Annotated in this window: 22 protein-coding genes and 1 pseudogene; 17 read left to right on the plus strand and 6 right to left on the minus strand. The window is 54.1% G+C overall.

The genetic code is table 11. The annotated features are described in order from the left end of the window. Positions 1-352: 352 nt before the first annotated feature. Positions 353-1,561: a sugar efflux transporter gene (locus ACLI4M_RS01850; RefSeq protein ID WP_133623246.1), complete on the plus strand. Its 1,209-nt coding sequence runs from the start codon at positions 353-355 to the stop codon at positions 1,559-1,561. Between the two features lies 1 nt (position 1,562). On the opposite strand, the gene ACLI4M_RS01855 is transcribed toward ACLI4M_RS01850, so the two are convergent. Beyond that, positions 1,563-1,817, minus strand: a complete 255-nt coding sequence (locus ACLI4M_RS01855) for a YkgJ family cysteine cluster protein (RefSeq protein ID WP_133623245.1) — start codon at positions 1,815-1,817, stop codon at positions 1,563-1,565. 228 nt (positions 1,818-2,045) lie between these two features. Between ACLI4M_RS01855 and yeiP the strand changes: the two genes are divergently transcribed. Beyond that, entirely contained in the window at positions 2,046-2,618 is a 573-nt protein-coding gene (gene yeiP, locus ACLI4M_RS01860) for an elongation factor P-like protein YeiP (RefSeq protein ID WP_048915512.1), read from the plus strand. A 78-nt stretch (positions 2,619-2,696) separates the two neighbouring features. Here yeiP and ACLI4M_RS01865 read toward each other — a convergent pair whose 3' ends face one another. After that, entirely contained in the window at positions 2,697-3,014 is a 318-nt protein-coding gene (locus tag ACLI4M_RS01865; RefSeq protein WP_048915511.1) for a hypothetical protein, read from the minus strand. Between the two features lie 119 nt (positions 3,015-3,133). On the opposite strand from ACLI4M_RS01865, the gene ACLI4M_RS01870 reads away from it, so the two are divergent. From ACLI4M_RS01870 to yejF, 8 genes and pseudogenes are all read left to right on the plus strand, one after another. Beyond that, on the plus strand, positions 3,134-4,102 hold the full coding sequence (locus tag ACLI4M_RS01870) for a GTP-binding protein (protein WP_133623244.1): 969 nt from the start codon (positions 3,134-3,136) through the stop codon (positions 4,100-4,102). A 50-nt stretch (positions 4,103-4,152) separates the two neighbouring features. Beyond that, positions 4,153-4,860, plus strand: coding sequence for a phosphatase PAP2 family protein (locus ACLI4M_RS01875; protein ID WP_133623243.1), 708 nt, complete (start codon positions 4,153-4,155; stop codon positions 4,858-4,860). A gap of 508 nt (positions 4,861-5,368) precedes the next feature. Beyond that, positions 5,369-5,941 carry a bifunctional murein DD-endopeptidase/murein LD-carboxypeptidase gene (gene mepS / locus ACLI4M_RS01880; RefSeq protein ID WP_048915508.1) on the plus strand — a complete coding sequence of 191 codons (573 nt, stop codon included), beginning with the start codon at positions 5,369-5,371 and terminating at the stop codon, positions 5,939-5,941. A 228-nt stretch (positions 5,942-6,169) separates the two neighbouring features. Beyond that, positions 6,170-7,759: a cyclic di-GMP phosphodiesterase gene (locus tag ACLI4M_RS01885; RefSeq protein WP_133623242.1), complete on the plus strand. Its 1,590-nt coding sequence runs from the start codon at positions 6,170-6,172 to the stop codon at positions 7,757-7,759. A 110-nt stretch (positions 7,760-7,869) separates the two neighbouring features. Beyond that, positions 7,870-9,678, plus strand: a complete 1,809-nt coding sequence (locus ACLI4M_RS01890) for an extracellular solute-binding protein (RefSeq protein WP_133623241.1) — start codon at positions 7,870-7,872, stop codon at positions 9,676-9,678. An 11-nt stretch (positions 9,679-9,689) separates the two neighbouring features. Then, entirely contained in the window at positions 9,690-10,781 is a 1,092-nt protein-coding gene (locus ACLI4M_RS01895) for a microcin C ABC transporter permease YejB (RefSeq protein ID WP_048915505.1), read from the plus strand. Next, a pseudogene (locus ACLI4M_RS01900) lies at positions 10,781-11,805 on the plus strand (microcin C ABC transporter permease). The gene ACLI4M_RS01895 and the pseudogene ACLI4M_RS01900 overlap by 1 nt, the downstream one beginning before the upstream one ends. 1 nt (position 11,806) lies before the next feature. Beyond that, complete coding sequence (yejF, locus tag ACLI4M_RS01905; protein ID WP_133623239.1) at positions 11,807-13,390, plus strand: microcin C ABC transporter ATP-binding protein YejF; 1,584 nt, start codon at positions 11,807-11,809, stop codon at positions 13,388-13,390. Here yejF and ACLI4M_RS01910 read toward each other — a convergent pair. From ACLI4M_RS01910 to rsuA, 3 genes are all read right to left on the minus strand, one after another. Next, a complete protein-coding gene (locus ACLI4M_RS01910) occupies positions 13,382-13,714 on the minus strand; it encodes a YejG family protein (RefSeq protein WP_253536791.1) in 333 nt (110 codons plus the stop codon). The two genes, yejF and ACLI4M_RS01910, sit on opposite strands and share 9 nt — an antisense overlap. A gap of 515 nt (positions 13,715-14,229) precedes the next feature. Further along, entirely contained in the window at positions 14,230-15,432 is a 1,203-nt protein-coding gene (locus tag ACLI4M_RS01915; protein ID WP_133623237.1) for a Bcr/CflA family multidrug efflux MFS transporter, read from the minus strand. Between the two features lie 22 nt (positions 15,433-15,454). Continuing rightward, a complete protein-coding gene (rsuA, locus tag ACLI4M_RS01920) occupies positions 15,455-16,159 on the minus strand; it encodes a 16S rRNA pseudouridine(516) synthase RsuA (protein ID WP_099754029.1) in 705 nt (234 codons plus the stop codon). Positions 16,160-16,342: 183 nt separating this feature from the next. On the opposite strand from rsuA, the gene ACLI4M_RS01925 reads away from it, so the two are divergent. From ACLI4M_RS01925 to ACLI4M_RS01950, 6 genes are all read left to right on the plus strand, one after another. Continuing rightward, positions 16,343-18,097: a DEAD/DEAH box helicase gene (locus tag ACLI4M_RS01925; RefSeq protein ID WP_133623236.1), complete on the plus strand. Its 1,755-nt coding sequence runs from the start codon at positions 16,343-16,345 to the stop codon at positions 18,095-18,097. A gap of 136 nt (positions 18,098-18,233) precedes the next feature. Further along, a complete protein-coding gene (rplY, locus tag ACLI4M_RS01930) occupies positions 18,234-18,518 on the plus strand; it encodes a 50S ribosomal protein L25 (RefSeq protein ID WP_048915499.1) in 285 nt (94 codons plus the stop codon). Positions 18,519-18,969: 451 nt separating this feature from the next. Beyond that, positions 18,970-20,043: a TauD/TfdA family dioxygenase gene (locus ACLI4M_RS01935; RefSeq protein WP_133623235.1), complete on the plus strand. Its 1,074-nt coding sequence runs from the start codon at positions 18,970-18,972 to the stop codon at positions 20,041-20,043. 38 nt (positions 20,044-20,081) lie between these two features. Further along, the gene (locus ACLI4M_RS01940) at positions 20,082-21,464 is read left to right on the plus strand and encodes an MFS transporter (protein ID WP_208864878.1); all 1,383 of its coding nucleotides are present in this window, start codon (positions 20,082-20,084) and stop codon (positions 21,462-21,464) included. Between the two features lie 28 nt (positions 21,465-21,492). After that, positions 21,493-22,650, plus strand: a complete 1,158-nt coding sequence (locus ACLI4M_RS01945) for an ATP-grasp domain-containing protein (protein WP_133623233.1) — start codon at positions 21,493-21,495, stop codon at positions 22,648-22,650. After that, on the plus strand, positions 22,651-23,916 hold the full coding sequence (locus tag ACLI4M_RS01950) for an ATP-grasp domain-containing protein (RefSeq protein WP_133623232.1): 1,266 nt from the start codon (positions 22,651-22,653) through the stop codon (positions 23,914-23,916). 411 nt (positions 23,917-24,327) lie between these two features. On the opposite strand, the gene yejK is transcribed toward ACLI4M_RS01950, so the two are convergent. Continuing rightward, entirely contained in the window at positions 24,328-25,332 is a 1,005-nt protein-coding gene (yejK, locus tag ACLI4M_RS01955; RefSeq protein ID WP_133623231.1) for a nucleoid-associated protein YejK, read from the minus strand. 156 nt (positions 25,333-25,488) lie between these two features. On the opposite strand from yejK, the gene ACLI4M_RS01960 reads away from it, so the two are divergent. Next, positions 25,489-25,719 (plus strand): YejL family protein, encoded by a 231-nt coding sequence (locus tag ACLI4M_RS01960; RefSeq protein ID WP_048915494.1) that lies wholly within the window; start codon positions 25,489-25,491, stop codon positions 25,717-25,719. The last annotated feature ends 18 nt before the right edge of the window (positions 25,720-25,737 follow it).

A 25,737-nucleotide genomic window follows, 5' to 3' on the forward strand; every position in this document is an offset into this window, starting at 1 on the left:
TGAATCGTTTCAGCTAATTTGAGAAAAAAAGCGCTATCACCTTGATAACAACCTGAAGCGACAACGCTGAAACGTTTCAATGAGTTTGGTCCCGTTAGCGGATCCGTTGCAAGTTTTACTGTGAACGGCGTAGCAGATTTTTGATGTCCCGCACATTTCATCAAGGTTTTTCGGAAAAAGAGCCCCTTAACTCAAATAGCTGAAGGCCTGCTGAAGCCAGACGGCACAGGGCTTTATTGTGCAAAAAGTGCGTTAATTCCACACACTTGCGCAAAGGATTGCAAAAGCATTCCCGCCCGCTGGATAACGGCGTAAAATCTCGCCGTTTTTCCTTATCAGGCCCGATTACCCCATGCAAATACCCGCTGCACCCGCCAGAACCTTGCCCGGCAACCGCTCGCTGGCCTTCCTCGTGGTGGCATTTATCTCTGGCCTCGCCGGGGCGCTGCAGACCCCGACCCTCAGCCTGTTTCTCACCACCGAAGTGCAGGTGCGGCCTTTTATGGTTGGGCTGTTTTTCACCTTTAATGCGGTCATTGGCATTCTGGTCAGCCAGCTGCTGGCGCGTTACTCGGACCGTAAAGGCGACCGAAAAACGCTGATCCTTTACTGCTGCCTGCTCGGTGCGCTGGCTTCCCTGCTGTTTGCCTGGAACCGCAACTACTTCGTGCTGCTACTCACTGGCGTGCTGCTTTCCAGCTTTGGCAGCAGCGCGACCTCGCAAATGTTTGCGCTGGCGCGTGAGCACGCCGATAAAACCGGGCGCGAGAGCGTGATGTTCAGCTCGGTGATGCGCGCACAGATTTCTCTGGCGTGGATGATAGGCCCACCTTTAGCCTTTGCGCTGGCGCTAGGCTATGGTTTCCGCACCATGTATCTCACCGCCGCCATTGCCTTTGTGCTGTGCGCGGTCATTGTTCGCTACCTGCTGCCGTCAATGCGCAAAACGACGCAGGTGACCGCAAAACCCATTCAGGCGCCGCGCCAGCACCGCCGCGCTACCCTGACGCTGTTTATCGCCTGCACCCTGATGTGGTCCTGCAACGGGCTGTATCTGATTACCATGCCGCTATACGTAGTCAATGAACTGCATCTGCCGGAGAAGCTGGCGGGGATAATGATGGGGCTGGCGGCCGGGCTGGAGATCCCGATCATGCTGCTGGCGGGCTATTACGCTAAGCGCTTTGGCAAACGCCTTTTAATGCGCATCGCCGCCGTTGCCGGGCTGCTGTTTTACACCGGCACGCTGCTGTTTGATGGTGAGATGCAGATGCTGGTGTTGCAGGGGCTGAACGCGGTGTTTATCGGTATCCTCGCGGGTATTGGCATGATCTACTTCCAGGATATGATGCCCGGCCAGGCCGGAGCGGCCACTACGCTGTTCACCAACTCAACGCGGATGGGCTGGATTGTTGGCGGCGCGCTGGCGGGTGCCGTGGCGCAGTTCTGGAGCTATCATGGCGTATTGTGGTTTGCGGTGGTGATGATGGCGGCAGCAATCGCCTGCCTGTTACGCGTGCCGGAACCAAAAGTGCAGAGTTGTGAAGTGGCACAAGGGTAATTCAGGGGGCGGTTTGCGCCTCCAGATCCAGCAGAAACACCATCGCCTGCTGGCGGCTACTGCCGCACATCGTCGATTCCGGCTGCAGCCCGGCACAGACTTTGGGCCGCAGCGGGGAGGCGAATATTTTGCAGCGCGACTGGCTGTCGAGCTGCACGCAGGGTGTGTTTGCCGGTTTGCCGTTCGGCATGCCGGGAATAGGCGATGAAATTGACGGTGCTGTACAGCAGGCACCACATCCGACACGACATTCCATCACTGACCCCCCTGTAATAAGATCGCGACAATAGCAGCTCGCCCTGCTGAATACTATTGTTTAACGATGGCCCGATCGGGTCGACCAAAAAAGAAGGTCGCCCCCTGCGATCTCCCGAGATTTTGATGATCTTCCGACCAGATATTTTCACTGCGCCATCTTGCCTGGCGGCAGCGGCACGAGTAACGTGTCGCGATAATTTATCCTCTTCACGACGAGACCTGTTTTATGCCAAGAGCGAACGAAGTTAAAAAGGGCATGGCGATCAATTACAACGGCAAGCTGCTGTTAGTCAAAGATATTGATGTACAAAGCCCCAGCGCCCGTGGCGCGTCTACCCTTTATAAGATGCGCTTTACCGATGTGCGTACCGGCCTGAAAGTCGAGGAGCGCTTCAAAGGCGATGACCTTCTCGACACCATCCAGCTAAGCCGCCGTCAGGTCACCTTCTCCTATATTGACGGTGACGAGTACGTGTTTATGGATGACGAAGACTACACCCCTTACAACTTTAAGCAGGAGCAGATTGAAGATGAGCTGCTGTTCCTGCCGGAAGGCGGCATTCCGGGTATTCAGGTGCTGACCATGGACGGCCAGATTCTGGCGCTGGAGCTGCCGCAAACGGTGGACATGGAAATCGTTGAAACCACGCCTGGCATTAAAGGCGCTTCCGCCAGCGCCCGCACCAAACCGGCCAAAATGAGTACCGGCCTGGTGGTGCAGGTGCCGGAATACCTGAGCAACGGCGACAAAATCCGCATTCACATCCCGGAACGCCGTTACATGAGCCGCGCTGACTAGCCTTCGCCTGCGACCATAAAAAAAGGCGCGGTCTGATGACGGCGCCGCTGATGTTATGTTATAACAACTTGATCATGATTACTGATACTCTACCGTGACAATCCCCACTCTTCGCTGCGCATCAATCCAGTGGATTTTGCTGCTGCCGATATTGTAGGGCAACTGCTGTGCGGTCGTGCTGTTCAGTGCCAGCGTGCTGACTTTTGTCTTGCCGTTGCGCTGACAGGAGACATTAACCTGGGTTTTATTCACATCGGAATCGCAGAGAGACTCAACGATACTGCCTTGAAAATTAATAACACCCGAACCGCTCGTTGATTGACTATTCCCTGCCATAACACTGCTCGTCCATGAGGCGAATAGCACCACGGCCGCAGCCGAAAGAATGCTTTTCATGCTCACCTCATCGTTTATTGTGTTCCTTATTAGGATAGCCAATTACAATTAGTTACATGATGAAAACAAATCACGGTAAAGAACGATAAATATCATTAAAGTTTCTTCAAGGAGTGCCGATGACCCGCGTAAATCTGATTACTGGCTTTCTCGGAAGCGGAAAAACCACCACCCTGCGCCATCTGCTGGCCAGCAAACCTGCAGGTGAAAACTGGGCGGTGCTGGTAAATGAGTTCGGCGAAATCGGTATCGATGGTGCCCTGCTGGCGGAGAGCGGCGCGGTTCTGAAGGAAATACCCGGCGGATGCATGTGCTGCGTCAACGGCCTGCCAATGCAGGTCGGGCTAAATATGCTGCTCAAGCAGACCCGGCCCGACCGCCTGCTGATTGAACCCACCGGCCTTGGCCACCCTAAACAGATCCTGGATATGTTATCGGCGGCGGTATATCAGCCGTGGATCGATCTGCGCGCCACGCTTTGCCTGCTTGATCCGCGCCAGCTGGAGGATAATCGCGTAGTAGAAAATGAAAACTTCCGCGATCAGCTGGCCGCCGCCGATATCATTATTGCCAATAAGCAGGATCGCTGGGACGAAGTCACGCAAACGGCGCTCAGCCAGTGGCAGCAGGATTTCGGCCAGGCGCGGCCGCTGGTGCGCACCTCTCAAGGCACCATCGACGCCGCCCTGCTCGATCGGCCGCGCAGCAATCAGCAGGTATTACCCTCCCCTTTGCACCACCATCACGGCGCCCCCTCACCGCTGGCCTCGCTGCGGCTGAATGAAAATTCCCGCTGGCGCCGCGCGCTGAATCAGGGCCAGGGCTACTATGCGGCGGGCTGGATTTTCGACAGTGACACCGTATTCGACACCATCGGCCTGCTTGAATGGGCGCGACTGGCGCCCGTTTCGCGCGTAAAGGGCGTGCTGCGGATCGCCGAGGGCCAGGTGAGCATTAACCGCCAGGGCGCCGACTTCCATATCGAAACCCGCCAGTTGCCGCCGCCGGACAGTCGGATTGAGCTTATTCACCAGGAACAGTCCGACTGGAATATTTTACAAAGTGCTTTGTTGAGCCTTCGTTTATAATGTCAGGCATACTCTACGCCGCGACATTTCTTAATAAATCCTTAATCACAATGACAACTAAACGCCTGCTAACAATACTGGCCCTGAACGCTGCGGGCTTTGCGCTGTTCTTCTCGTGGTATCTGCCGGAGAATCATGGCCAGTGGTTTATCCTCGACAAGACGATTTTCTACTGGTTTAACCAGCATCTGGTGACTAACCAGGCCCTGCTGTGGCTGGTAGCCATCACCAACTTCCGCGCGTTTGACGGCGTGTCGCTGCTGGCGATGGGTGCGCTGTATCTGCACTTCTGGCGCCGTGAAACCCCACAGGGGCGCCGCCGGATGTTGGCGATTGGCATCACGATGCTGATTACCGCGGTCGGTCTGAACCAGTTAGGGCATTTGATCCCGGTCTCTCACGGCAGCCCGACGAAGTTCTTCCCGGACGTCAACCACGTGACCAGGCTGACCGGCATCCCGACTAAAGACTCCTCTGCGGACAGCTTCCCGGGCGATCACGGCATGATGCTGATGATATTCGCCTGCTTTATGCTGCGTTATTTCACCCGTCGCGCGTTTGCCGTCGCTGTGGTTATCGTGCTGGTATTTGCTCTGCCGCGCGTAATGATTGGCGCCCACTGGTTTACCGATATCGCCGTGGGATCGTTATCGATAGTGCTGGTTGGTATGAGCTGGTGGCTGATCACTCCGGCGAGTGATTATCTGGTGAACTGGCTGGATCGAAACCTGCCGGGAAAATATAAGCCGCAGAAATAATTTATCGGCAGTAGCGAAACGGCGGGGAATATTTCCTCGCCTGCTGCTGCGATCATTGAAATTAATTAGTCTGCTAACGAAGCGTGATAAATAGAATTTATTATGCCCTGGCCCGCACAAAATCCTCTGATTTTCCCATCCGTCCAGCCCGATAATTCTGATTTTAACTTGACTATGAGCGCGTTGTTGCATAATTGCACTTAGGTGCACACGGTTGCGCTGCAAATTGACGATAATGTAACCAATTCGTTGCGTAATGATTTCACATCACAAAAACCTATAAAAAACTGCTTAAAACCCCTCGCCATGCGGCTTGTAATCGGTTAACCTCACTTTCAATTAGACGATCTGGCTAAAGTATTTCGGTAAGTTACATTTTAAAGTGTGCTAAATCACACATTTTAACGTTTTCCGAATTGTCTTAGCTCACTGGACTAATTAATCTCGTTTCGCTCCGTCACTTTTCTAACGACTTGGTCGTTAAGGACTTCAAGGGATCACAAACATAATGGTCAAGTCTCAACCTATTCTGAGATATGTTTTGCGGGCGCTCCCCGCTGTCGCGTTAGCGGCGCTGTTGTCAGCATGTAGTTCGAACAGCGGACACAATGTACAAACTGATACTCATGCAGTTAAAAGCCAGAACGGTTTTTTACTTCAAGCGTCTCAGGATGAATTCGAACAGATGGTTCAGAATGTGGATATCAAATCCCGCCTGATGGACCAGTACGCGGACTGGAAAGGTGTGCGATACCGCTTAGGCGGTACCAGCAAGCGCGGCGTTGATTGCTCCGCCTTTGTACAGAACACGTTCCGTGAGCAGTTTGGCCTGGATCTGCCCCGCTCGACCTATGAGCAGGAAGATACCGGTAAAAGTATTCAGCGCACGAAATTGCGCCCGGGTGATTTAGTTCTGTTCCGTGCAGGCTCTACGGGTCGTCATGTCGGTATTTATATCGGTAATGATAACTTCGTTCATGCCTCCACCAGCAGCGGTGTGATGATTTCTAACCTGAATGACTCATACTGGAAAAATCGCTACCGCGATGCACGTCGCGTACTGAGCCATACGCAAAGCTAACTTCCGATCTCCTGAAGTTCGCGAAACACGAGATATGAAAACGCTGCCCAGGCAGCGTTTTTTTTTGCCTGATTTTCAGCGCAAATAGCGGCGCTGAAAAAGGATTGATACACATCAATAATCATAGAGACAGAACGGCCAGCGCCGTTATATTCTCATGGGCTTCACCAGAGAGCAGTATTTGACGACAACATAATAAGAACCGGCGAAAACGGGAGAAAACACCCAATGCCACTCACCACCACCGTCAGGCGGCATGTGACGCATCCGCGCAGGATAATCTGCCTGAGTGCGGCAATGGGGCTGCTCTTTTTTCTGTTATTTGTTGCTATCACGCTGATCCTGACCTGGAACCGGCGCTCCGAAGGCCATAACCGGCTTGCCGGATATACGCAGTCTTATGTCATCAACGTTTTCGATGAGCTGAAAACCACCCTGTTGCCCTTGCAGGGCGCGACGCAGGCTCCCTGTGAGCAGGTTCGCAGTGATTTAACCCAGCGCGCGGCCTTTGCGGCCAATATTCGCGCCATCCTGCTGGTGAAAGATCACAGCGCTTTTTGTTCATCCGCCACCGGCCCCATGGCGCTGGATATCGATGAAATCTCACCCGAAACCGACGCCAGCCGTGCCGTGGATATTCGCCTGATCCCCGGAACGCCAATGGTGCGCAACACACCCGCTATCGTGCTGTGGCTGAAGAATGCTTCCCAGCCCGGCAGTGGGATTTTTACCACGCTGAATATCAACCTGACCCCTTACCTGCTGCTCGCTTCGCGCCAGCAGGAGATCAGCGGTATGGCGATTGCCGCCGGGCAGAGGGCGCTGACCACCTGGAATGACAAAGTGGTCAACCGCAGTCAGCTGCCCGCCAGCCCGCTGCGTAAAATCGCCATTACGGGCTATCCACTCACGCTCTATCTGTATGGTGAAGTGCTGCCCGGGCGCGATGTTCATATTATTTTGCTGGCCGGGTTGCTGCTGGGCGTGCTGATTACCTGCGGCTGCTTCCTGCTGTTGACCCTGCGCCTGCGCCCCGGCAAGGAGATCCTGCTGGGGATTAAGCGCGGCGAGTTTCACGTTGAGTACCAGCCGGTCATTGATGCCAGCAGCGGCAAACCCTACGCGATCGAAGCACTGCTACGCTGGACGCATCCGACCGAGGGACGCATTCCACCGGACTCCTTTATCAGCTACGCCGAAGGGCAAAACCTGATCGTCCCACTGACCCGCCATCTGTTTCGCCTGGTGGCGCGCGATGCTCATCGCCTGCGTCACGCCGTGCCTAAGGGCACCAAAATGGGTGTTAATCTCTCCCCTGCTCATCTGGTTCATCCGACCTTCCGTCAGGACGTCAACGACTGGATCAGCGCGATGCCAGCAGACCACTTTGGCTATGTGTTTGAGATTACCGAACGCTCCATGGTGGCTGAGGCAAATGCCGACGAGGTGTTTGACTGGATCCGCGAGCGCGGGATCAAGATTGCCATTGATGATTTCGGCACCGGGCACAGCGCCCTGATCTATCTGGAAAAGTTCCAGTTTGACTACCTGAAGATTGACCGTGGCTTTGTGCAGAGCATTGGCATGGAGACGGTAAACTCACCGGTGCTGGACACCGTGCTGAGCCTGGCGAAAAAGCTGAATCTCAAGACCGTGGCCGAAGGGGTGGAAACCGGCGAACAGGCGCTGTGGTTAATTAACCGCGGCGTGACGCATATGCAGGGTTACCTGTTCAGTCGTCCACGCGGTGTGGCGCAGCTGATCGAATATTATCTGCAGCAGCAGGCACCGGCGAAAACTCTCAGACGTCGCGATTAGCCGGTACTGTCAAAACGGGTAAAAAGCCTTTAATATCATTGCTCCGCCCGGCTAATGGTGTCAGGCTTACGCAGATTACTGACCCCTCACAGGTGGGAGCCGATGAAACCATGATTGCGCGTATTGTTGCCCTGACTTTATTTGGCCTGACCGCCAGCGTTGCGCAGGCGGAAAAGATTAATGTGAGCTACAGCTTTGCTCAGCTGGGTACAGCGAAATACGCCAGCGGTTTCAACCACTTTGATTATGCCGACCCGGCCGCACCGAAAGGCGGCACTATTACCCTCTCCGCCATTGGCACCTACGACAACTTTAACCGTTACGCCATGCGCGGCAACCCGGCCGTAGGAACGGAGTCGCTGTACGACACGCTGTTTACCTCCTCGGATGATGAAACCGGCAGCCTTTACCCGCTGGTGGCCGAGTTCGCGCGCTACCCGGATGATTACCGCTGGGTTGAGGTCAGTATCAATCCGCGCGCACGTTTCCACGACGGTACGCCGATTACCGCTGAAGATGCGGCCTTCACCTTTAAACTGTTTATGACCCAGGGCGTGCCGCAGTATCGCGTGATCTATAAGGGCGTAACGGCAAAAGCCATTTCGCGCCTGACGGTACGTTTTGAGCTGCCAAAGTCGGACCGTGATCAGATGCTCTCTTTGCTGTCGTCGAAAGTTTTTCCGAAAAGCTTCTGGAAAGATCACAACCTCGCCGACCCGCTGCCGTCACCGCCACCGTCCAGCGGTCCGTACCGCATCACTGCCTATAAAGTGGGCCAGTCCGTCACTTATACGCGGGTGAAAAACTACTGGGCTGCAAACCTGCCGGTGAATAAAGGTCGCTACAATTTCGACACCATGCGTTATGACTACTATCTGGACGATAATGTCGCCTTTGAAGCGTTTAAGGCCGGGGCGTTTGATTTCCGCGCCGAAGGCTCGGCCAAGAAATGGGCTACGCAGTACAGCGGCAATAACTTTGCACGCGGCTATATCGTTAAGGATGAGGTACCTAATACCGTCAGCACTGATACCCAGTGGCTGGCGTTTAATATCCAGAAGCCGCAGTTTGCCGACCGCCGGGTGCGTGAAGCACTCTCCCTGCTGTTCAATTTTGAATGGATGAACAAAGCGCTGTTCTATAACGCCTACCGGCGCGTCGACAGCTATTTCCAGAACACCGAATATGCGGCGCGCAGCTACCCGGATGCCAAAGAGCTGGAAATTTTAGGGCCGTTAAAGGGCCAGTATCCGGCGGAGGTGATTGATAAGATCTATCAGCCGCCAAAGTCGGACGCTTCTGGCTACGATCGTGGCAAACTGATGCAGGCGCTGGATTTGCTGAAGCAGGCGGGCTGGGAGCTGAAAAATCAGCAGCTGGTGAATGTGAAAACCGGCCAGCCATTCCGCTTCGAACTGCTGCTGCGCAGCGGTGGCAACGACCAGTGGGTGCTGCCGTTCCAGCATAATCTGGCGCGTATTGGCATTACCATGAACGTGCGCCAGGTTGACAGCTCGCAGTATCTGGCGCGCCTGCGCAAGCGCGATTTCGATATGCTGCCTACGCGCTACCTGGCGTTTGCCACGCCGGATGCGCAGCTGCAGATTGTCTGGGCTTCGGCCTATATCGACTCGTCATGGAACACGCCGGGCGTGACCAGCCCGCTGGTGGATAATCTGATTGCGCAGATTGTGCAGCATCAGGGCGACAAAAATGCCCTGCTGCCGCTGGGCCGCGTGCTGGATCGCGTGCTGCTGTGGAACTATTACATGATCCCGATGTGGTATGCCGCCAACGATCGCTATGCGTACTGGAACAAGTTCTCGATGCCGACCACGCGCCCGACCTATGCGCAGGGCATCGACAACTGGTGGTACGATGTCAATAAAGCCGCACAGCTGCCGGCGCAACGTCGTTAAGGAGCCAGACTGTGGGTGCTTATTTAATTCGTCGCTTATTACTGATTATTCCCACGCTGTGGGCGATTATTACTATCAACTTCTTTATTGTGCAGATTGCCCCCGGCGGCCCGGTCGATCAGGCGATTGCCAATATTCAGTTCGGCCAGACCACCGGCATGCCTGGCGCCGCCGGAGAGGGCGCGGCGCACGGGCGCAGTTCGCTCAATGCCTCACCGGGCGACAATCAGTATCGCGGCTCGCGCGGGCTGGACCCGGAGGTAATCGCGGAGATCACCAAACGCTACGGCTTTGATAAGCCGCTGCACGAGCGCTACTTCACCATGCTATGGAACTACATTCGTTTCGACTTCGGTGACAGCCTGTTCCGCAGCAGCTCGGTGATCCAGCTGATTAAAGAGAGCCTGCCGGTTTCGGTGACGTTAGGGCTGTGGAGCACGCTGATCATCTACCTGGTGTCGATCCCGCTGGGGATCAAAAAGGCGGTGCGCAACGGCAGCGCGTTTGATATCTGGAGCAGCACGCTGATCATTGTCGGCTACGCCATCCCCTCTTTCCTGTTTGGTATCATCATGATCGTGCTGTTTGCCGGCGGCAGCTACCTCGACTGGTTCCCGCTACGTGGCCTGGTATCCCCGCAGTTCGACACGCTGCCGTGGTACGGCAAGGTCACAGATTATCTGTGGCATATCTGCCTGCCGGTGCTGGCAACCGTGATTGGTGGCTTCGCTACGCTGACCATGCTGACGAAAAACTCGTTTATGGATGAGATCCGCAAGCAGTATGTGGTGACCGCACGCGCAAAGGGGCTGGACGAGAAAAAGATCCTTTATCGCCACGTGTTCCGCAATGCCATGCTGCTGGTGATTGCCGGGTTTCCGGCCACCTTTATCAGCATGTTCTTTACCGGGTCGCTGCTGATTGAAGTGATGTTCTCGCTCAACGGCCTCGGGCTGCTTGGCTATGACGCCACCATCCAGCGCGATTACCCGGTGATGTTCGGCACGCTGTATATTTTCACCCTGATCGGCCTGCTGCTCAATATTCTCAGTGATATCACCTATACGCTGGTCGACCCACGTATTGATTTTGAGGGCCGCTAATGAGCCGTTTAAACCCGATTAATCAGGCGCGCTGGGCGCGATTCCGCCATAACCGCCGCGGCTACTGGTCGCTGTGGGTTTTTGCCGTGCTGTTTGCCCTGTCGCTGGGCGCAGAGCTGCTGGCCAACGATAAGCCGCTGGTGGTGCACTATCACGACCGCACCTATTTCCCGCTGCTGGTGAACTATACCGAAAGCGACTTCGGCGGCCCGCTGGAGACCCCGGCGGATTATCAGGATCCTTGGCTGAAATCGCGGCTGGCAGCAAACGGCTGGGCAATCTGGGCGCCGGTGCGCTTTGGTGACGACACCATTAACTTTGCCACCGATGTTCCCTTCCCTTCCCCCCCTCGGCGCAGAACTGGCTGGGCACCGATGCCAATGGCGGCGACGTGCTGGCGCGCATTCTTTACGGCGCCCGCATCTCGCTGCTGTTCGGGCTGATGCTGACGCTGGCCTCCAGCGTGATTGGCATCCTCGCCGGCGCGATTCAGGGCTATTTCGGCGGCAGGGTCGACCTGTGGGGCCAGCGCTTTATTGAAGTGTGGTCGGGCATGCCGACGCTATTCCTGATTATCCTGCTCTCCAGCGTGATCCAGCCCGGCTTCTGGTGGCTGCTGGGCATCACCGTGCTGTTTGGCTGGATGAGCCTGGTGGGGGTGGTGCGTGCCGAATTCCTGCGCACGCGTAACTTTGACTATATCCGCGCCGCGCAGGCGATGGGCGTCAGCGACTGGCGCATTATGTCGCGCCATATGCTGCCCAATGCGATGGTCGCCACGCTCACCTACCTGCCCTTTATTCTCTGCGGCTCAATCACGACGCTGACTTCGCTCGATTTCCTCGGTTTTGGTTTACCGATGGGTTCGCCGTCGCTGGGTGAGCTGCTGCTGCAGGGCAAAAACAACCTGCAGGCGCCGTGGCTTGGCCTGACCGCTTTCTTCTCGCTGGCGATCCTGCTGTCACTGTTAATATTTATCGGCGAAGCGGTGCGCGACGCCTTTGACCCCAGCAAGGTGTATTGATATGGCACTACTCTCGATTCAGGATCTGAGCATTGCCTTTCGTCAGGGCGCGCAAGAGCGCCGCGTGCTCGAGGGGCTGTCGCTGTCGGTCGATGCCGGAGAGACGCTGGCGCTGGTCGGCGAGTCCGGCTCCGGAAAAAGCGTCACCGCCCTGTCGGTGATGCGCCTGCTGCCAACGCCGCCGGTAGTATATCCGCAGGGTGATATTCTGTTTGCCGGGCAGAGCGTGCTGCACGCCGATGAGCGCACGCTGCGCGGCCTGCGCGGTAACCGCATCGCGATGATCTTTCAGGAGCCGATGGTGTCGCTTAATCCGCTGCACAACATCGAAAAGCAGCTGTACGAGGTGCTGTCGCTGCACCGCGGCATGCGCCGTGAAGCCGCACGGGCCGAGATGCTCAGCTGCCTTGATCGCGTGGGCATCCGCAATGCCGCGCAGCGCCTGAGTGATTTTCCGCATCAGCTTTCCGGGGGTGAACGTCAGCGCGTGATGATCGCCATGGCGCTGCTGACCCAGCCTGAATTGTTGATCGCCGATGAACCCACCACCGCGCTGGATGTGACGGTGCAGGCGCAGATCCTGGTGCTGCTGAAAGAGCTGAAGCAGGAGATGAATATGGGCCTGCTGTTTATCACGCACAATCTGAATATCGTGCGCCAGCTGGCGGACAGCGTCACGGTGATGCGCAACGGTCAGGCGGTCGAACATAATCGCACCCAGCAGCTGTTCAGCGCACCACAGCATCCCTATACGCAAAAGCTGCTGGACTCCGAGCCGGAAGGCCAGCCTGACCCGGCTGACAGTGCTGCGGAGCCGCTGCTGCGGGTAGAGAATCTGCAGGTGGCCTTCCCAATCAAACAGGGGCTGATGAAGCGCACTGTGGGCTATCACCACGCGCTGAAGTCACTGAGCTTTACGCTGCGCCCGGGTGAGAGCCTTGGGCTGGTGGGGGAATCCGGCTCTGGCAAAAGCACCACCGGGCTGGCCCTGCTGCGCCTGCTGCATTCGCAGGGTGAGATCTGGTTTAAACAGCAGCCGCTGCATTTGTGGAACCGTAAAAAGATGCTGCCGGTTCGCCGTCAGATCCAGGTGGTGTTCCAGGATCCAAACTCATCGCTCAACCCGCGCCTCAACGTGCTGCAGATTATCGCCGAGGGTCTGCAGGTGCACCATCCCGAGCTGAATGAAGCCGAGCGCGAGGCGCGCGTGATAACCGCTATGGAAGAGGTTGGGCTGGATCCGGCTACGCGCCAGCGCTATCCGTCAGAGTTTTCCGGCGGTCAGCGCCAGCGTATTGCCATTGCGCGCGCCCTGATCCTGCAGCCGCAGCTGATCATCCTGGATGAACCGACCTCATCGCTCGACCGTTCGGTGCAAAAGCAGATCCTCGCGCTACTGAAAAATCTTCAGCAGCAGCACCGGCTGGCCTATATCTTTATCAGCCACGATCTGCGCGTGGTGCGGTCGTTATGCCATCAGGTGGTGGTGTTGCGGCAGGGAGAGGTGGTGGAACAGGGCATGTGCGAAAGCGTGTTTAGCGCGCCAGCGCAGGAGTATACGCGCCAGCTGCTGGCGTTAGCCTGAGAACGGCTCGGCAATGCCTACGCCAAAGTTTTTCAGACGGCAGGTGGTGGCGCATTCGTCTTCGCGCTGGACGAACAGGCAAGGCTCCCCTTCCCACTCCAGCACCGAACAGCTGAGCTGAATTTCAGCCAGCGCGGCCTCAATCTTCTGCATAATTTCCCACGCAGAAGCCCCGCTATGGCTGAGCAGGCGCAGCCCGATCACATCGTCATCGCTGTTCAGGAGGTTGAGTGCGCGTGGTTCGACAGCCATGCCAACAGGCCCGGCGCACCAGCGATAGCTTTGCGGCAAACGATGTACTACTGAATGTTGTAACGTATTCAACAGGGTTCCCCAGAGCGAATTTTAAACAATATTTTCACAAATAATTCACAAGGTAAATCATCAATTGGCGCCAGCAAAGCAACTCATTAATAACTGGCACTATTTACCCTGCAACTGCTTACCCTTCAGCGGGATAAATCCTGCGTTCGGCGGTTTTTTTGAGAGCTACCTCTCATTTATTCGTTATATTTACCGCGTTCGCCGGGCAATCACAACCAATTTTGCTGCAATCTGGTTACTTATTGCGAAATATTTTTACAAATAATCAACATATTGAGCAGGGTTTTAGTGGGGAAGCCAGGTGATATGGCTCGAGCGGAGAAAGGCTCTTCATTGGGGACGGTGCAGATCCTCGGCACGGGGCGACCGGGAAAATAGGTCTTCATCGGGGACGGCGCAGATCCTCGGCACGGGGCGACCGGAAAAAATGGTCGCCCCCTACGGCGGGCGATTACACTGTAGGGGCTGACCCTCTTTTTCGGTCAGCCCGGGGTCAGCCTGGAGTCAGCCCGGGGTCAGCCCACCCTATCCGATTTACGTGGCCGTGAAGCGTAGGTAAACAGCACAATCGACACGGTCGCACAGATAAAGATCGCGCCCACCATCGGCCATGCGCTGTTGAAGGTGATCAGCGACAGCAGTGCGCCAGCCAGCGCCCCCACGCCAAAGCGCAGCGTGCCCGCCAGCGAAGACGCAGTACCGGCCATATGTGGAAACTCTTCCAGGATCACCGCCATTGCATTGGATGACACCATCGCCACGCAGCCGATAAACATCGCCACGCCAAACACCAGCGGCAGGAAGCCGAGGTTCAGCGCGCTAACGATCACCATCCAGACGCCCATGGTGAACTGGATCAGCAGCCCAAGGCGGAACATCACCAGCGGCCCAAAACGGCGCACGCAGCGGCTGTTAAGCAGCGTCATCAGGAACAGAAACACCACGTTAAGCGCAAAGTAATAGCCGAAATCCTGCGGCGAGATGTGGTTCAGTTCGATGTAAACAAACGGACCGGCATTGAGGAACGAGAACAGCCCGGCAAACGAGAAGCCGCTCGCCAGCATGTAGCTGAATACGCGCTTATGGCGGAACAGCGACAGGAAATTACGCAGGGTGGTGCGCAGGTTAAACTTCTGGCGTTGATCGTGCGGTAACGTCTCTTTGATCTGGGTCACCACCATCACGGTGGTGATGACGGCCGCGGCCGAAATGGTCCAGAAAATCGCGTGCCAGCTCCAAATCAGCAGCAGCCAGCCGCCGACAATCGGTGCCAGCAGCGGTGCAATAGTGGTGACCAGCATCACGAAAGACATCATGCGTGAAAACTCCTCTTTCGAGTAAGTGTCACGCATCAGGGCGCTGATCACCACGCTGCCGGCCGCCGCCGACAGGCCATGCATAAAGCGCAGGACAATCAGCTGATCGATGGTCTGCGCCATGGCACAGGCCCCGGCAGCAATCGCAAAGATCAGCGTGCCAACGGCAATCACCGGTTTGCGGCCAAAGCTGTCCGCCAGCGGGCCATATACCAGCTGCCCGAGCGCGAAGCCAAGAATATAGGCGTTTAGCGTCATCTGTACGCTGCCCGCAGAGACCGAGAATTCGCGGGCGATTTGCGGCAGCGCCGGAAGATACATATCAATCGACAGCGGCATTAACATCGCCAGCAGTCCGAGGATCACCACCAGACCCACAGAGGAATTCTTATCCTTAGCCACGCACCCACCCTTTAAAAAAGTCTTAACGCGCCAAACCGACGCTGGCAATTTCTTCTTCTGTTAACGGACGGTATTCACCCGGTTCCATATCCGCATCCAGGGCAATCGCGCCGATGCGCTCACGGTGCAGGGCCACCACGTGGTTGCCGACGGCGGCGAACATACGTTTAACCTGGTGGTAGCGCCCTTCGCTAATGGTCAGGCGCACCGTCTGCGGGTCAATCACTTCCAGCGTCGCCGGTTTGGTCAGGGTCTTCTCATTATGCAGCTGCACGCCGTCGGCAAACTGCCGGGCAGTATCGTCAGAGAGCGGCGATTCCAGCGTCACCAGATAGGTTTTCTCGCAGTGATGGCGTGGAGAGGTAATGCGGTGCGACCACTGACCATCATCGGTCATCAGCACCAGCCCGGTGGTGTCGATATCCAGACGCCCAGCGGCGTGCAGTTTGTAAGCGGTCGGTTCAGCGAGGAAATAGAGCACCGTCGGGTGATCCGGGTCATCCGTTGAGCAGACATAGCCCTGCGGCTTATTCAGCATAAAGTAGCGCGGCCCCACCTGAACGTGCAGCGGGTTGCCGTCATATTCTACTGCGCTTTCCGCGCTGAGTTTAAAGGCACCACTGCGTACCACTTCACCGTCAACGGTGATTTTATTGGCGCGAAGTTCGCGTGCGGCGATGGCGCGGCTGACTTCCAGCTGCTGGGAAATAAATTTATCAAGTCGCATTAACTCTGCACTGCCTGTTATTTGGGGTGAAAACGGAAAATTATGTCTTGGATGTGGCGCTGAACGCTCATCCAGAATGGAATGCACATTATAGCGGTAGAAACCCACAAGGCACAGAGGGGATCGTACTCGCAAAGTAATTTCGTGGCATAATATGCCTTTGTTGCTGCTTTACGAGTGTTCATGTCGTTTACCCTACGCCCCTATCAGCAGGAAGCAGTGGATGCCACCATCAGCTACTTCCGCCGCTCCAGCCAGCCCGCCGTCATTGTGCTACCGACCGGTGCCGGAAAAAGTCTGGTGATTGCCGAACTGGCACGCGTGGCGCGCGGACGCGTGCTGGTGCTGGCGCACGTTAAGGAACTGGTGGCGCAGAACCACGCCAAGTATCAGGCCTACGGGCTGGACGCCGACATTTTCGCCGCCGGGCTGCAGCGCAAAGAGAGCCGCGCCAAAGTGGTGTTTGGCAGCGTGCAGTCGGTGGCACGCAACCTTGAGCTGTTCGATGCCGAATTTTCGCTGCTGATTGTCGACGAGTGCCACCGCATCAGCGACGCCGACGACAGCCAGTACCAGCAGATTATCAACCAGCTGCGCCAGCATAATCCGCAGCTGCGCCTGCTCGGGCTTACGGCCACGCCTTACCGTCTGGGAAAAGGCTGGATTTACCAGTTCCACTATCATGGCATGGTGCGCGGCAATGAACGCGCGCTGTTCCGCGACTGCATCTATGAGCTGCCGCTGCGCTACATGATTAAACACGGCTTTCTGGTGCCGCCGGAGCGGCTGGATATGCCGGTGGTGCAGTATGATTTTAGCCGCCTGCAGGCGCAGGAAAACGGCCTGTTTAGCGAAGCCGATCTCAATCGCGAGCTGAAGCAGCAGCAGCGCATCACGCCGCATATCATTCAGCAGATTGTTGAGTTTGCCGAACAGCGTGAGGGCGTGATGATCTTCGCCGCCACCGTTGAGCACGCGCGTGAGGTGCTCGGCCTGCTGCCCGGCAGTAAGGCGCTGATCAGTGCCGGAACCCCGGCCGCCGAACGCGACGCGCTGATTGCCGCGTTTAAAGCCCGCGAGCTGCGCTACATGGTTAATGTAGCGGTGCTGACCACCGGCTTCGATGCCCCGCACGTGGATCTGATTGCCATTCTGCGCCCGACCGAGTCCGTCAGCCTGTATCAGCAGATCGTCGGGCGCGGCCTGCGCCTCAGCCCCGGCAAAACCGACTGCCTGATCCTCGACTATGCCGGCAACCCTCACGATCTGTTCACCCCGGAAGTGGGCGCACCGAAGGGCAAAAGTGATAACCAGCCGGTGCAGGTGTTCTGCCCCGGCTGCGGCTTTGCCAATACCTTCTGGGGGAAGACCACCGCTGACGGCACCCTTATTGAGCATTTTGGCCGCCGCTGTCAGGGCGTGCTGGAGGATGATGACGGCCTGCGTGAGCAGTGCGATTATCGCTTCCGTTTTAAAAACTGCCCGCAGTGCAATGCCGAAAACGATATCGCCGCCCGCCGCTGCCGCGAGTGCGACACCATTCTGGTTGACCCGGATGATATGCTGAAAGCCGCGCTAAAGCTGAAGGATGCGCTGGTGCTGCGCTGTGCCGCAATGGTGCTGGAGAGCGGCAGCGACGAACACGGCGAGTGGCTGAAAGCACGCTATTACGATGAAGATGCCACCGAGGTCAGCGAGCGTTTTCGCCTGAAAACCCCGGCGCAGCGTACGGCCTTTGAGCAGCTGTTCCTACGCCCGCATCAGCGTGCTCCCGGCGTGCCGCTCGGCTGGAAAACCGCCGCTGATGTGATCGCCCTGCAGCCGTTACTGCGCCATCCTGATTTTGTGGTGGCGCGCAAACAGCGCCATTTCTGGCAAATTCGCGAGAAAGTGTTTGATTACCAGGGGCGTTTTCGCCGCGCAAACGAGCTGCGCTGAGTTATTGCGTTGCCTGGGGGGCGGTATTCGGCTATAATCCCGCCCGCTTTTGCCGGGTTTCACCCGGTCAAAGCTGAACAATCCAGACTGCTGCTGGGTCGCCTGTAGCAGGATTAAAAATTGAAGAGACTTAACAATGTTCACTATTAAAGCAGAAACTCGTAAAGAGCAGGGCAAGGGTGCGAGCCGCCGCCTGCGTACAGCTAACAAATTCCCGGCAATCATTTATGGCGGAAACGAAGCAGCTGTAGCTATCGAACTGGACCACGACTCCGTACTGAACCAGCAGACTAAGCCTGGTTTCTACGAAGAAGTGCTGACTCTGGTTGTAGATGGTAAAGAAACCAAAGTTAAAGTGCAGGCTGTCCAGCGTCACCCGTTCAAGCCAAAACTGCACCACATCGACTTCGTTCGCGCTTAATTGCCCGAGTGAAAATGATGTAAAGAAAACGCCGCATCTGCGGCGTTTTTTTTCGTCTGAATATTGTGGTGATTGGGGGCGGGCCTCAGCACGCAGCATCCTTCCTGATACCTGTCATTCCGCGATTATATTTAAATTAATTTTTGTGGGGCTGCTTCAGAAAAGGTCCATCACATCACTACATTTCATGCATATGAAAAACTGTTAACAATCATTCATTAAATAAAGTTTAGCTAAAATATTTTACGGCAGTAGGCTCAATATAATCCTGTAAAGACATATCCCCCAATCTCATCCTGGATGAGGATTATCAATTGAAGCTTAAAGTAGGATAAAATATTTTTCTCAGCACGAAAGAATCAGAATATATCCCTTCAGGTCTTGTAAAGTAGCCTTTGTATCGTTCTATAAGGATACCACCCCAAACCTCACCCTGGAGAGGATTTATCAAATGAAGCTAAATGTAGATCAACATATTCTTCTCAGCACGAAAGAATCAGAATATGTTCGTTCAGTTCTTGAGAATATTGCTTACGACCCATCGGGTTCTGATTTGTATCTAAACGAAATCCGTAAGGTTGCTTATGCGACATTTCCTGAGCGTGTAATAACAGCAATCAATCGAATTAAAAGCTTTTCATCTAGCGCTCTCGGTTACTTACAAATTGATAATCTTCCAATAGACAAGGGTGTCACTGGAAGCCCCCGCCACAGAGAAACCGGCAATGCATTCAAAAATGGCGTATTAAGCGAAAATGTACTGGTGACGATGGGTGTACTTATCGGTGAACCATATTCTATTGCTCATGAAGGTCATGAGCTGGTAAATAATCTTACACCACATAAAGAGGCCGCAAAAGAATTTACCGGTCTTGGATCTGAAGTTGAGCTTGATTTCCATATCGAAAATGCCGCACAAGCGTATATGCCAGAAGGTGACACCTCACCTCTTGCTCTTATATTACTTGGCGTACGTGGTGAACTTCACGGGGGCCCACAGACCCGTATTTCAGACTGCCGCCGGGCGTTAGAAAAACTTTCTGAGGAAGATATAAAACATCTTTATGGCAAAAATTTTATTATTCGCGTGCCGTACCGTTGGCGTGGCGCTTCTGCTGAACCACGTGATAATACGGACTTAAGCCCAATTCTTTCAGGCCCTATCTCTGCTCCACGTGTCACCGTGGCTTTCTACCCTGATATGGTGCTTGCAGTTAATCAAAGCGCCAAACAGGCTCTTGAAAACCTTTATCAGGCGGTACGTGAAGTCTCATTTGGCATTCAGATAAACCCTGGCAGACTGATACTCATCAATAACAGTTTCACTCTGCATTCCCGTGATAGTTTTAAACCCAATTTTGATGAAAATGATCGTGCACTTCGCTGGGTTCAGAGAGTTTTCGTTGCCCGAAACCTGTGGAACTTCAGAGAGTTCACTGCTGTAGAAGATCGCGTATTTGACCCCACAAACAAAATAGCAGCGTCTGAAAAGACAAATCTTAAAACTGCATCATCAGCAGCGTAAAGCCTTTACGACACCGCTAACGCCAAAAAGGAATGTTAATGAAACCAGCCAGTCGGACATCCCTCAAGCGCTACATTCCGGGTGGCGCCGGTAATATAACGGGAACCTTACTTGCAACCAGCTTCGGTTTCATTGTCGTCCAACTGGATGTCACAATAGTGAATGTTGCACTTCCGGAAATTGGAAGCAGCTTACGGACAGGTATATCAGGGCTTCAGTGGGTGGTTGACGCTTATACCCTTTCATTTGCTGCCCTGCTGCTTACAGCCGGATCTGCCGGAGACCGGTTTGGAAGCCGCAATGTTTTTAATGCCGGTCTTTTACTATTCTGTATGGCCTCCCTGACATGTGCGCTTGCACAGTCGGTCGACCTACTTATCGCGGCTCGCTGCCTTCAGGGTGCCGGCGCGGCGCTTATACTTCCAACCTCTCTGGCGCTACTTTCACACGCGTGCGCAGAAGATTCAGCAGCGAGAAGCCATGCAATCGGATGGTGGAGTGCTATCGGGGGAGGTGTAAGCGCCATGGGACCGGTCGCAGGGGGGCTTCTCATAACAGGTTTTGGATGGCGCGCCATCTTCCTGGTAAATCTTCCCGTATGTTTATTAAGCTTGTGGGCAACCCACCGGTTTGTGGCTGAAACACGGGCAACTAAAAGTGAAAGCTTCGATACGCCCGGCCAGATTCTGGCAATCTTATTTCTGTTTTTACTCACCTACTCCGTTATTGAAGCCGGGGCAAAAGGATGGTTTTCCTCGGCAATATGGACTGGTTTTATCCTGGCACTAACCACTGCATTATTATTTCTGGCCAGAGAATCACGGGCTGCAAATCCTATGTTACCGCTCACTTTATTTCGCAGCCCTGTACTAACAATTTCCGTTATTTTAGGACTACTTTCAAATCTGACTTTTTATGCCCTGATATTTATTCTGAGTATTTTTTTCCAAAGTGTAAAGGGATATACGCCTACTGAGACAGGGCTGGCTTTATTGCCTTTTACCGTGATTATAATTGCCAATGTAGCAAGCAGTCGGCTTGCCAGACATTTCACATCCCGCATGACGGTTATTGGCGGCGGAGTTTTATCTGTTCTTAGCTTCCTGCTTTTACACGGTCTGGAGCAGAATACACCTTATTACGTTATCATGCTGTGCATGATGTTACTGGCGATAGGCTCTGGAATAAGCACGCCTGCTCTCACATCAGCCATTCTGAGCAATGTCCCGTCAACCTGCTCTGCAACTGCATCGGCCATCTTCAACGCATCACGTCAGGTAGGGAGTGCGCTGGGCGTGGCGCTGTTAGGCGCCATGATGACAGGTACCACTGATAATATGACAGTGGGCGCCAGTCTTGCCTTTGATATTTCAGCAGTGCTGCGGATGGCCGGAGTCATACTGGCCGTATTGTTTCTGTAAAGAAATCATTTCAAACAGGAGAGTAAGCATGATGAGGCTTGTAATTATTGGCATCCGCAAAACGGGAACCAGCCTGACACTGGTTGATACTGCGCTAAACAGAGGGATTGACGTAACAATAATAAGCAACCCCGAGGACAAAATAGACGGAATTTTTTCTCCTGTCGTTGTAATAGAGTATATAACCTCAAGTGTCAGTATCATCACTAACTGGATTAAGGGAAATTATCCAACTCCTGAATCCAGCCTGAGAATCACCACGTTAAACGATGTGTACGCATGTGTTACAGCGCAGGTAAACTCGGCGCTTAATCTTCCAGGGCCAGACGTCTTGTGCGTCTCCCGTGCAGTGTCAAAACATCAACAGAAGAAAATATTCAGCGCTAATAAAATACCCACTTCCGGGTTTTGGAAAATTAGCCTTTCAGAACTTGAAAAAAAATCAGAAATCCTCGACAAACTTGAATTTCCAGTAGTTGTAAAACCCTCAGAGGGGACTGCCAGCAATGGTGTAAAACTATGCAATCTTTACTCTGAAGTCATCAGCCACCTTAATTTCCTTGCCGAACAAAAAAACCTGAGACCCGACCTGGTTCCCAGCGATATTATTCTTCTGGAAGAATATTTACCAGGTGCAGAATACTGCGTGGAATATTTTGACGGGAAATATGTGGGAGCCATACGCAAGTCTAAACGTTACGGCAATGATTTTTTTGAACGCGGCTATACTTCAGAACTTAATATAGATGAGAAAGCGCTACGCAATCTTATCGAAACAGGTTCTCGAGCAGTCGAAGCAGCAGGGCTGAATTGGGGTCCGGTTCATATTGACTGCATTGTGAATGATGGTCTGGCAAGCATTATTGAAATGAATCCCAGAATTGCAGGCAGTTTTATCTGTGACATTGTACGCGATGCCTACAGCTTCGACATGATTGAAAACCTTCTCAATAAACTTCAGGGGAAAGACGTTACTGTTCCCGTGAAGTTTATTCCTGACGCCTATGCCTGCGTTAATTTTTTCCTGGAAAGCGATCCGCTGCCCTGGGCGTTTGCTGAAAGTGGAGAATTGAAGAATGACATTATACACATCACTTATGGCCCACAGCACCTGAGGAACCGCAATCGCAGGGCATACGTTTACACAAAAATTTTAATGCGGACTAATCAACTCGAGACTGATTAAATGAAATTAATAAATACTGTGGCCATTGTGGATGGTGCATCAACCAGCGCCTATCTGGCGCCTGCTTTTCGTTCTTATGGCATTAAATGCGTGCACGTACTCAGCAGTGAGTCACTGCCAGATCGGCTCAAAGTGCAAATCATTCATACAGACTTTATACGTAGTGTCGTTTACCAGGGAGACATTAGTGTGCTGGCAAATATGCTGAAAGATTTGCAAATCGATGTGGTTTTACCAGGCGGGGGGAGTGGCATTGAGCTTGCCTCCGAACTTGCTGATGCACTTGACGTCCCCTATAAAAACCCCGGGCATCTGGCAAAAGCCCGCCGTCATAAATATGAACAGATTGAAATATTGCACCGTAGCGGTTTACTCACGCCAAAACAGTATCAGTCAGATCAGGTTGCTGGGATCGTGGAATGGACACGCACTCATCTGACCCTGCCGGTCGTGGTGAAACCTACACGCGGAGCAGGTGTAAGCGGAGTAAAGGTATGCCACACCCTCTCTCAGATCCGGGAGGCTTCTGAAAGCATTCTCAACTCTAAATCTTATTATAATGAAGATCAGAATGAAATTCTGGTTCAATCCTGTACAGAAGGTCAGGAATTTATTGTTGACATCGTGTCTTTTAAGGGAATTCACAAAGTTGTCAGCGTATGGCAAGTTGATCGCGACCGCCGCGAGTCGCCACGGCTTGAAAAAATGATGGTGGTCGATCATACGCAGCAGAGTTACTCACAGCTTATTGATTACGCTAAAAAGGTTTTGAATGTGGTGGGGCTAAATTATGGCCCATCACACATGGAAGTTATGTTAACCAGTGAAGGCCCGGTCATCGTTGAGCTGAACTCCCGCCTTCATGGAAGCCTCGACCCTTTATTGACCACAGCCGTTACGGGCGAAAACCATGTTTCCGCTACAGTAAACGCCTTTGTTAATACGTCACATTTTATCGACAGCATCAGTCAGGACCCCGTATTCAGCGGCTTCTGCGGTCATATACTGTTGGTTTCGCCAGTCTCAGATCGTGAATTCAGGGGCTTTCCGTGGGACAGAATTGAAAACCTCCCGTCTTTTGTTAGTGTAAAGCGCTGGGTGAAGCCCGGTGACATACTTCAGGTCACTACAGGCTTACAGACAGCCATCGGTATGGTCGGATTGTTTCATAAGAAATTCGAACAATTGGATACGGACTGGAAAGAAATCAGGAAAATTGAAAAAGATTACTTTTCACTACCTCAAATGCCTGCCGAGCCAGCATAGGTTGAGATTAAGCATCTTGGTCGAACTTCCGAAAACTTCTACCTACTAGAATTTCTTCAGTAATAAGGTCGCCCCTGAGGTATCCCCATAAAAATTGATCTGAATATTATCGCGGGATGACAGCTGTCGCTTTGAGGAGGAAGGCTGCTTTCAACATAGCCTCATCGTCGCAGTTGTAAACCCACAGCGAGCACAATGATAGCGGGGGCTGAGCTCAGCCTGAGGTAAGCCGGACGTCACGCGGCAGGGATGCCGCGTGCCGAGGCCCGCAGGGAGCGTCTTTTGCCGTTCCGGCGTGCTCAGACCGGTTAGCAGGCGTATAGCGAGGGGGCAATTCAGAGGATACCTTAGCGGTCAGCCCCTAAAAAGAGTGGTAGCATCGACCCGTTATGGCCCCCCTCTTCCCTGCGGCTACTTCCCGCTGGTGCGGCGCTGCAGCTGGTCGCGCAGGTTCGGTGGCGTGCCTTTGATGGTCAGCGTGTCCGTCACCGGATCCCAGAAAATACGCTCGCCTAACAGCATCGCATCGAAGTTGATGGTTAAGCCGCCGCCGCTGCCGGCAAACTTGGTTAACTGACGCAGCGTGCTGCGATCGGCCGGGAAGCTCTCTTCCAGCTCGTAGCCCTGCTCCTGGGTAAACGCCTGGAAGGTTTTCTCTCCCAGCGGCGCCAGCTCGTTCGACAACTCCGCCAGTTCAATCTCTTCACCGGACTTCAGCTGCTCGTTGCAGTAGGTCGAGACCTGCTGGCGATAGTTCTGACGCTCGTTTTTATCCAGGCTCGCCTCTTCGCAGTAATCATCCACCGCCTGTAACAGGCCGCGGTTCTGCGCTTTGGTGTCCAGCCCGACGCTGGCGCCGAGAAAGTCCATAAAGAAATCGGAGACTTTACGTCCTACCCGCCCGCGCAGGAAGGTGAGATAGCGCGTCGATTCCGGATTGGTTTCCCACTCGGTCAGATCGATACGCGCGACAATATCCGCGTGGTTGATATCCAGATAGTGCGTGCTGCTGATATCCAGCTCTTCATTAACGCGCATGCTGTTCTGGCTGCTGAGCACCGCAATCAGCAGGTACTCAACCGCCAGATAGCGGTAGTGGCCGAACAGCACAATGCCGCCTTCCGCAAACGGGTACTTGCCCAGCTCATCGCGCAGGCGTGCGCTGGCCGCGCGGCTGAACGCCAGGAAGTCATTCTCACCCTTGCGGCAGTTACGCAGCGCATCGGCCAGCTCGCTCTCTTCATTGAACAGGCCGTAGGCTTTGCTCTTGGCGCTGTAAACACGATGCAGCTCTTCCATCATCGCCGTCACGGTCACATTGGACGGCAGCAGTGAATCGCGCAGGACCAGCTCAAGCGTTTGTTCGTCACGTTTGATCATCTGGTGAAGGGCAATCTGGTCGATATCCAGACTCATGGTAAACTCTCCTTTAAGCACAGGCGCGTATTCAATCACTGTGCGCCTTTACGATCAACTGCAACAAGTTTACGCGGATGATTACGATAAAAATGCAGAAAAAAATGCGCTCTTACGGTAAGATAGCGCCTTTTAAATCTCAGTAAAATTGACCTCATGGCCCAATCATCTCGCTACAGTAACGAACGCGTGGAACGCATCCTCGCAGAAATGGTGCAGGTTCTGGAACAAAACCAGGCCCCAACCGATCTTTCCCTGATGGTTCTGGGAAATATGGTGACCAATCTACTTAACACCAGCGTGGCACCTGCGCAGCGCCAGCATATGGCTCGTTCGTTTGCCGAAGCCCTGCAGGCTTCCGTGATCAACAACGACAAAGCCCACTAAAGAGACGCCCCGATCCCG

It is taken from the genome of Erwinia sp. LJJL01, assembly GCF_047300805.2.
GTDB lineage: Bacteria > Pseudomonadota > Gammaproteobacteria > Enterobacterales > Enterobacteriaceae > Erwinia > Erwinia aphidicola.

What these genes read in the sequence shown, in the direction of transcription:
- ACLI4M_RS01850 (WP_133623246.1), top strand. Translation starts at nt 353, where the DNA reads ATGCAAATACCCGCTGCACCCGCCAGAACCTTGCCCGGCAACCGCTCG.
- ACLI4M_RS01855 (WP_133623245.1), bottom strand. Translation starts at nt 1,817, where the DNA reads ATGGAATGTCGTGTCGGATGTGGTGCCTGCTGTACAGCACCGTCAATT.
- yeiP (WP_048915512.1), top strand. Translation starts at nt 2,046, where the DNA reads ATGCCAAGAGCGAACGAAGTTAAAAAGGGCATGGCGATCAATTACAAC.
- ACLI4M_RS01865 (WP_048915511.1), bottom strand. Translation starts at nt 3,014, where the DNA reads ATGAAAAGCATTCTTTCGGCTGCGGCCGTGGTGCTATTCGCCTCATGG.
- ACLI4M_RS01870 (WP_133623244.1), top strand. Translation starts at nt 3,134, where the DNA reads ATGACCCGCGTAAATCTGATTACTGGCTTTCTCGGAAGCGGAAAAACC.
- ACLI4M_RS01875 (WP_133623243.1), top strand. Translation starts at nt 4,153, where the DNA reads ATGACAACTAAACGCCTGCTAACAATACTGGCCCTGAACGCTGCGGGC.
- mepS (WP_048915508.1), top strand. Translation starts at nt 5,369, where the DNA reads ATGGTCAAGTCTCAACCTATTCTGAGATATGTTTTGCGGGCGCTCCCC.
- ACLI4M_RS01885 (WP_133623242.1), top strand. Translation starts at nt 6,170, where the DNA reads ATGCCACTCACCACCACCGTCAGGCGGCATGTGACGCATCCGCGCAGG.
- ACLI4M_RS01890 (WP_133623241.1), top strand. Translation starts at nt 7,870, where the DNA reads ATGATTGCGCGTATTGTTGCCCTGACTTTATTTGGCCTGACCGCCAGC.
- yejF (WP_133623239.1), top strand. Translation starts at nt 11,807, where the DNA reads ATGGCACTACTCTCGATTCAGGATCTGAGCATTGCCTTTCGTCAGGGC.
- rsuA (WP_099754029.1), bottom strand. Translation starts at nt 16,159, where the DNA reads ATGCGACTTGATAAATTTATTTCCCAGCAGCTGGAAGTCAGCCGCGCC.
- ACLI4M_RS01925 (WP_133623236.1), top strand. Translation starts at nt 16,343, where the DNA reads ATGTCGTTTACCCTACGCCCCTATCAGCAGGAAGCAGTGGATGCCACC.
- rplY (WP_048915499.1), top strand. Translation starts at nt 18,234, where the DNA reads ATGTTCACTATTAAAGCAGAAACTCGTAAAGAGCAGGGCAAGGGTGCG.
- ACLI4M_RS01935 (WP_133623235.1), top strand. Translation starts at nt 18,970, where the DNA reads ATGAAGCTAAATGTAGATCAACATATTCTTCTCAGCACGAAAGAATCA.
- ACLI4M_RS01940 (WP_208864878.1), top strand. Translation starts at nt 20,082, where the DNA reads ATGAAACCAGCCAGTCGGACATCCCTCAAGCGCTACATTCCGGGTGGC.
- ACLI4M_RS01945 (WP_133623233.1), top strand. Translation starts at nt 21,493, where the DNA reads ATGATGAGGCTTGTAATTATTGGCATCCGCAAAACGGGAACCAGCCTG.
- ACLI4M_RS01950 (WP_133623232.1), top strand. Translation starts at nt 22,651, where the DNA reads ATGAAATTAATAAATACTGTGGCCATTGTGGATGGTGCATCAACCAGC.
- yejK (WP_133623231.1), bottom strand. Translation starts at nt 25,332, where the DNA reads ATGAGTCTGGATATCGACCAGATTGCCCTTCACCAGATGATCAAACGT.
- ACLI4M_RS01960 (WP_048915494.1), top strand. Translation starts at nt 25,489, where the DNA reads ATGGCCCAATCATCTCGCTACAGTAACGAACGCGTGGAACGCATCCTC.